The sequence below is a fragment of the Arthrobacter sp. 2YAF22_2 genome (genome assembly GCF_052114645.1).
Taxonomy (GTDB): Bacteria; Actinomycetota; Actinomycetes; order Actinomycetales; family Micrococcaceae; genus Arthrobacter.
Map to the genome: position 1 here is coordinate 1 of NZ_JBFRFD010000321.1, position 4,324 is coordinate 4,324.

Genomic DNA, 4,324 nt, shown 5'->3' on the forward strand with positions numbered 1-4,324 from the left:
GTTGAGGAACAGCAGGAAGAGCTGCAGGACGGCCGGGAGCACGACGGCCAGGGCGAATCCCACCGTCACCCGGACACGGCCGAGATCGCGTTGCCGGGATGGTCGCGAGCCACGCCCTCCGAGCGGGTGCGAGACCATGTGGACGTCGATGTCGCCGGAATCCCGGACCACCCGCGTGCCGACGCCTCCGCCAAGCAGGTTTTCCAGCAGGGCGGACACCTTGTTACGCCGGGAGATTCCCACGACGATTTGGGTAGCGTTGACGCTGCGGGCGAAGTCCAGCAACGCGGCCGCAGGATCCTCGCCGGTCACAATGTGGTAGCTGCCGCCGAGGTCCTGGATCAAATGGCGTTGGGCTTCGAGCGCCTGCGGGGACTCGTTGGCCACCCCGTCCGCCACCCGGACATGCACCGCCAGCAGGTCACCACCGTTGACCCTGTTGAGGATCCTGGCGCCCCGTCGGATGAGGACGTCTCCTTCCGGGCCGCCGGTCAGTCCCACCACGATGCGCTCGCGGGCCGGCCAGCTTTCCTCGATGCCGTTTTCGGCCCGGTATTTGGCCAGGCCCTCGTCCACACGGTCCGCCAGCCACAGGAGCGCCAGCTCCCGCAAGGCGGTGAGGTTGCCCAGCCGGAAGTAGTTCGAGAGGGCGGCGTCGATCTTTTCGGGCGCGTAGATCTTCCCGTCGCCCAGACGCTGGCGGAGCAGTTCGGGGGAGATGTCCACGAGGTGGATCTGGTCCGCCCGGCGGACGACATCGTCAGGGACCGTCTCCGCTTGGTGGACGTCGGTGATGGCGCTGACGACGTCGCCCAGGGATGCGAGATGCTGGATATTGACGGTGGACAGGACGTCGATCCCCGCGTCCAGCAGCGCGTCGACATCCTGCCAGCGTTTGGGATTGCGGCTGCCGGGGATGTTGGAGTGGGCGTATTCGTCCACCACCGCGGTACCCGGTGCCCGGGCCAGGACGGCGTCCAGGTCCATCTCTTCAAACGCAGTACCCCGGTAGGGCAGGCGCTTGGGCGGGATGACTTCGAGACCGTCCAGGAGCGCGCGCGTTTCGCTGCGCCCGTGGTCCATGGCGAACGCGACGACGACGTCCGTCCCGCGCTTGCCCAGCCGATGCGCTTCTTCGAGCATCTCGTAGGTCTTGCCGACCCCAGGCGCTGCCCCTAGGAAGATGCGCAGCGTTCCACGTGCCATGCCGTCATTCTTTCACTTGGATCGCGGCGACTTCGACGCCTGGGCGGCAGCGGCCACATCGAGGTTCAAGGCGGTCACATTGACGGATGGCTGGCCGAGGAAGGCCTCAAGGCCGTCGCTGGTGTGCCGGCCGACCAGCGACCCGACGACGTCGGTGCTCAGGCCCTGTGCCGCCGCCACCCGCGGAACCTGAAGCCGGGCGTACGCAGGGGAGATGTCAGGGTCCAGTCCTGACCCGCTGGACGTCACGGCGTCTGCGGGCACCTCGGCCTCGCTGACCCGTTCGCCGGCGGCGACGGCGGCCCGGTTCGCGGCCACGGCGGCGAGCAGTGTCGGATCGTTGGGGCCCAGATTCGACGCCGAGGACGACGCCGGGTCCCACTTCACGGCGGAAGGCCGGGCGTGGAACCACCGAGGGTCCTGGGCTCCCGCATCGTTGGCGGAGGCCTGGACGATCAGGGCGGAGGCCGCCGGCGCGCCGGCGCTGTCCTTGATGATGGAGCCGTTGGCCTGGTGGGGGGCGATCAGCTGCCCGACGCCGAATACGGCCAAGGGATAGGCCACGCCAAGGACGATCGTGGCGAAAAGCAGGAACCGGACGGCTGTTCCGAGCTGTCGGAGGTAGCCGGTGAGAATGTTCATGGGACGCTCCTAGCCAATTCCGGGGATGAGGGAGATCAGGAGGTCGATGATCTTGATGCCGATGAAGGGGGCGATGAGCCCGCCGAGCCCGTAGATCAACAGGTTCCGGGCCAGTGCCTGGTTGGCGGACACGGCACGGTATTTGACGCCGCGGAGCGCGAGCGGCACCACGGCGATGATGATCAGGGCGTTGAAGATCACCGCCGAGAGGATGGCTGAGGACGGTGTGGCGAGGCCCATGATATTCAGCAGCCCGAGCCCGGGGAAGGTGGCCGTGAAAAGGGCCGGGACGATCGCGAAGTACTTGGCGACGTCGTTGGCCACCGAGAACGTGGTCAGGGCGCCGCGGGTGATGAGGAGCTGCTTGCCGATGCCGACGATGTTGATGAGCTTGGTGGGGTCGGAGTCGAGGTCCACCATGTTGGCGGCGTCCTTGGCGGCCGGGGTGCCTGAGTTCATGGCGACGCCGACGTCGGCCGCGGCCAGGGCCGGGGCGTCGTTGGTGCCGTCTCCGGTCATGGCCACGAGCTGGCCTGCGGCCTGTTCCTTTTTGATGACCGCGAGTTTGTCCTCCGGAGTTGCTTCGGCCAGGAAGTCGTCCACCCCGGCCTCGGCGGCTATGGCCTTGGCGGTGATGGGGTTGTCGCCGGTGATCATCACGGTCCGGATGCCCATTTGCCGCAGTTCGGCGAAGCGGGCGTGCATGCCGGGTTTGACGACGTCGGCGAGGTGGATGGTTCCAAGGATGTCCGCGCGGCCATCATTGCCCACCTGGGCGACGAGCAGAGGTGTGCCGCCCTGGGCGGAAATTTCGTTGACCCTGTGGTCGACCTCCGCCGGGGAGTGTCCGCCGTATTCGGCAACGAATGCCATCACCGCGGAGGCTGCGCCTTTTCGGATTTGGATCCCGTCCAGGTCCAGCCCGCTCATGCGCGTGCTGGCGCTGAACGCAACCACCGCAAAATCGCCAGAGCTGCGTTCAAGGGTGGCCAGATCCTGCCCCGTTACGCCCTTGTCGGCGGCAAGGTCCACGATCGAACGGCCCTCGGGGGTGTCGTCGGCCAGGCTGCAGACCCGGGCCGCTTCGATGAGCCGGGTCCGCTCGACATGGTCGGCGGGGAAGAAATTGACGGCGCGGCGGTTGCCGTACGTGATGGTCCCCGTCTTGTCGAGCAGGAGGGTGGTGATGTCTCCGGCGGTTTCCACGGCGCGGCCGGAGGTGGCGAGCACGTTGTGCTGGACCAGCCGGTCCATCCCGGCGATGCCGATTGCCGGGACCAGCGCGCCGATGGTGGTGGGGATCAGGCAGACCAGTAGGGCCACCAGCACGATCGGGGACGGCGTGGCGCCGGCCAAGGCGGCAAACGGGGCCAGCGACATGGTCACGGCCAGGAACACGATGGTCAGGGATACGAGCAACACGTGAAGCGCGATCTCGTTGGGGGTCTTCTGCCGGACTGCGCCCTCGACCAGCTTGATCATTCGGTCAATGAACGTCTCGCCGGGGGCCGCTGTGATCCGGATAACGATCCGGTCCGAGAGGACCTTCGTGCCGCCGGTGACGGAGCAGCGGTCGCCGCCGGATTCGYGGATGACAGGCGCCGATTCGCCGGTGATGGTCGATTCATCGACGCTGGCCAGGCCTTCGATGATTTCGCCGTCCGAGGGGATGACATCCCCGGCTTCGCAGACTACAACGTCATTGAGCCTCAGCTCCGTCCCCGGGACGTCCCTGGTAGTGCCGTCGGGCAACCGGAGCCGGGCCATCACACCCTTGCGGCTGGCGCGGAGGCTGTCAGCCTGGGCTTTGCCGCGGCCCTCGGCGATGGCCTCGGACAGAGTGCCGAAGAGGACGGTGAGCCACAGCCACGCGGTGACGGCGATGCCGAAGACTGAAGGCTGGTACAGGGAAATCGCCGTGCATAGGGCCGCCCCCACCAATACGGTGAACATGACCGGGGAATGGACCATCTGCCGGGGCGCGAGCTTCCTTACGGCCAGCGGCAGCGCCGCGGCGACGGACGCGAGCGTCAGTTTCGCCGGGGCTTTGGTGTGGTGTTTGTGTTCGCCGGGGGTGCCGAGCGGGTTGCCGTCGGCGTAGGTTTGGGCGGCGGTGTCCGTCCGGGACGGGGTCATTTGACGAGTCCTTCTGCAAGCGGTCCCAGGGCGACGGCCGGAAAATAGCTCAGAGCGGTCAGGATCACTGTGACGCCGAGCAGCAATCCGGTGAACAGCGGGCCGTGGGTGGGGACGGTGCCGGCGGAGACGGGAATCTTGCCCTGTCGGGCGAGGGAGCCGGCGAGAGCGAGCACCAGGACAATCGGGAGGAAGCGGCCCAGGAGCATCGCCAGGCTCATCATTGTGGATAGGAAGGGCCCCGACGTGGTGATGCCGCCGAAAGCGGAGCCGTTGTTGTTGGCCCCGGAGGTGAAGGCGTAGAGCACTTCGCTGAACTGGTGCGGCCCCGTGGCTGGTG

4 protein-coding genes are annotated in these 4,324 nt (G+C 67.3%); all 4 read right to left on the minus strand.

Features of this window, described 5'->3' with window-relative positions:
* A partial coding sequence (locus tag AB4Y86_RS13135) for a universal stress protein (RefSeq protein WP_441402660.1) occupies positions 1-1,206 on the minus strand: 1,206 nt, incomplete at its 3' end.
* Positions 1,207-1,218: 12 nt separating this feature from the next.
* Positions 1,219-1,848: a K(+)-transporting ATPase subunit C gene (gene kdpC, locus AB4Y86_RS13140; protein ID WP_441402661.1), complete on the minus strand. Its 630-nt coding sequence runs from the start codon at positions 1,846-1,848 to the stop codon at positions 1,219-1,221.
* Between the two features lie 9 nt (positions 1,849-1,857).
* A complete protein-coding gene (gene kdpB / locus AB4Y86_RS13145) occupies positions 1,858-3,984 on the minus strand; it encodes a potassium-transporting ATPase subunit KdpB (RefSeq protein WP_441402662.1) in 2,127 nt (708 codons plus the stop codon).
* Positions 3,981-4,324, minus strand: a 344-nt coding sequence (locus AB4Y86_RS13150; RefSeq protein WP_441402663.1) for a potassium-transporting ATPase subunit KdpA, incomplete at its 5' end; no start/stop codon positions are given. The genes AB4Y86_RS13150 and kdpB, both read right to left, overlap by 4 nt.